The following is a 2,053-nucleotide window of genomic DNA, read 5'->3' as shown; positions in this document are numbered from 1 at the left end:
CCGCTGCGCGAACGACAACGGCACCCGCTCCGGACGCTCCCGCCGACCCAAAGCCAGCTGGACCTCACCACCCTGGTCGAGCCGTTCCGCGAGCTCGGCGACGGTGGGTGCCTCGAACAGGTGGCGGATGGGGAGCTCGGCGCGCAGTTCCTCCCGGATCTCGCTGATCAGCCGGGTGGCGAGCAGCGAGTGGCCGCCCAGGTCGAAGAAGGAGTCGTCCACGCTCACCCGCTCGACCCGCAGCACCCGGGCGAACAGCCGGCACAGCACCTCCTCGCGCGGGGTGCGCGGGGCACGCCCGCCGCCGCCCTCCCAGCGGGGGGCGGGCAGGGCGGCGCGGTCGAGCTTGCCGTTGGGCGTCAACGGCAGCCGCTCCACGACCACCACCGCCGACGGCACCATGAAGTCGGGGAGCCGCCCGCGCACGAAGTCCCGCACCGCCCGTGGGTCGAAGCCGCCGTCCCGGCCGGGGCGGTCGTCGCCCGCGGTGGTACGGCCGTCGCCGTCGTGGTCGTCGTCGCGGTCGGCGGGGACGGTGTAGGCGATCAGGTGGGTGTCACCCGTGGCGGACCGCCAGGGCACCACGACGGCCTGGCCCACGGCCGGATGGGCGGCCACCACGGCGGCGACCTCGCCCGGCTCCACCCGGAACCCGCGGATCTTCACCTGGTCGTCGGCACGCCCGAGGTACTCCAGCACCCCGTCGGCCCGCCACCGCACCACATCCCCGGTGCGATACATCCGCGACCCCGCAGGACCGAACGGATCAGCGACAAACCGCTCCGCCGTCAGAGCGAACCGGCCCGCGTACCCCCGGGCCAGCACCGCGCCGGCGACGTACAGCTCACCCGGCGCACCCGGCGGCGCCAGCCCCAGCCCGCCGTCCAGCACGTAGAGGCGCGTGCCGCCGATCGGGCGTCCGATCGGCAGCTCCGAGGGCCATCCGCGCGCGTCGCCGTCGACGGAGAAGGTGGTCACCATGTGGGTCTCGGCGGGGCCGTAGATGTTGTGCGCGCGCCGGCCGGGCCCGGCGGCGTAGAACTCGCGGGCGGGGTCGCTGATGGTGAAGGCCTGGCCTCCCTGGAACACGTCCGTCAGGGAGGCGAGGTCGCTTCCCAGCTCACGCGCCGACTCGAAGATCGCCTCGATGGTGAGGGTGGGTCCGTAGAGCTGGCCCACTCTGTGGTGGTCGAGCCAGCGCACCATGGCCGTGCCGTCCTTGCGGGTGTCGTCGGACGGCACGACCAGGCATCCGCCGGAGACGAGCGTCGCGAAGATCTCCTGGACGGAGAAGTCGAAGGTGACCGCGGTGAACTGGGCGGTCCTGGTGCCGGGGCCTCCGGGCAGGTTGGCCCGGTGCCAGGTCAGCAGGTTGACCAGGCCGGTCCCGGGCATCAGCACGCCCTTGGGCCGGCCGGTGGAGCCGGAGGTGAACACCAGGTACGCCGGGTGCTGCGGTCGCGCCGCGCACAACCGGTCCTCATCGACCACCGGCTCCGGCGAGGCCGCGTCCACCTCCGCGACCACGACCGGGTCGTCCAACACCAGCAACCGGCCCGCCACCGCCCCCGGCAGTCGGGGCGCGACCGACGACACCGTCACCACCACCACCGGATCGGCATCCGCGAGCATCACGCCCAGCCGCTCGGCCGGGTGCTCGGGATCCATCGGCACATACGCCGCCCCCGACACCAGCACCGCCGCCATCGCCACGACCATCGACTCCGAACGCGGGACGACGACCGCCACAACCCGCTCAGGCCCCGCACCATGGGCGATCAACACCCGGGCCAACCGGAAGACCGCCGCCCCTAACTGCGAGAACGACAGCTCCCCACCGGCACCCACCACCGCCGGCGCATCCCCACCCACCGACAACCGCTCACCCAGCAACCCCGCCACCGTCACACCCGAACCCCCGGGCGCCGCCACACCAGAACCCGGCACAGAGCCCCGGTCAGAGCCCTGCTCCGGCACCGTCACGGCGGCCTGACCGGTGGAGATCCACTCCCCCAGCAGCAGCTCCCGCTCGGCCGGATCCAGCACCGGCAAC

1 protein-coding gene is annotated in these 2,053 nt (G+C 73.6%); it reads right to left on the bottom strand.

Annotation, left to right across the window (positions count from 1 at the left end; translation table 11 throughout):
* A partial coding sequence (locus PYR91_RS36225; protein WP_279787524.1) for a non-ribosomal peptide synthetase occupies positions 1 to 2,053 on the bottom strand: 2,053 nt, incomplete at both ends.

Origin of the sequence: Sphaerisporangium sp. TRM90804 (genome assembly GCF_029846175.1) — a bacterium.
In the GTDB taxonomy this organism is placed as follows: Bacteria; Actinomycetota; Actinomycetes; order Streptosporangiales; family Streptosporangiaceae; genus Sphaerisporangium.
This window is presented reverse-complemented; position numbering and strand designations above follow the sequence as displayed.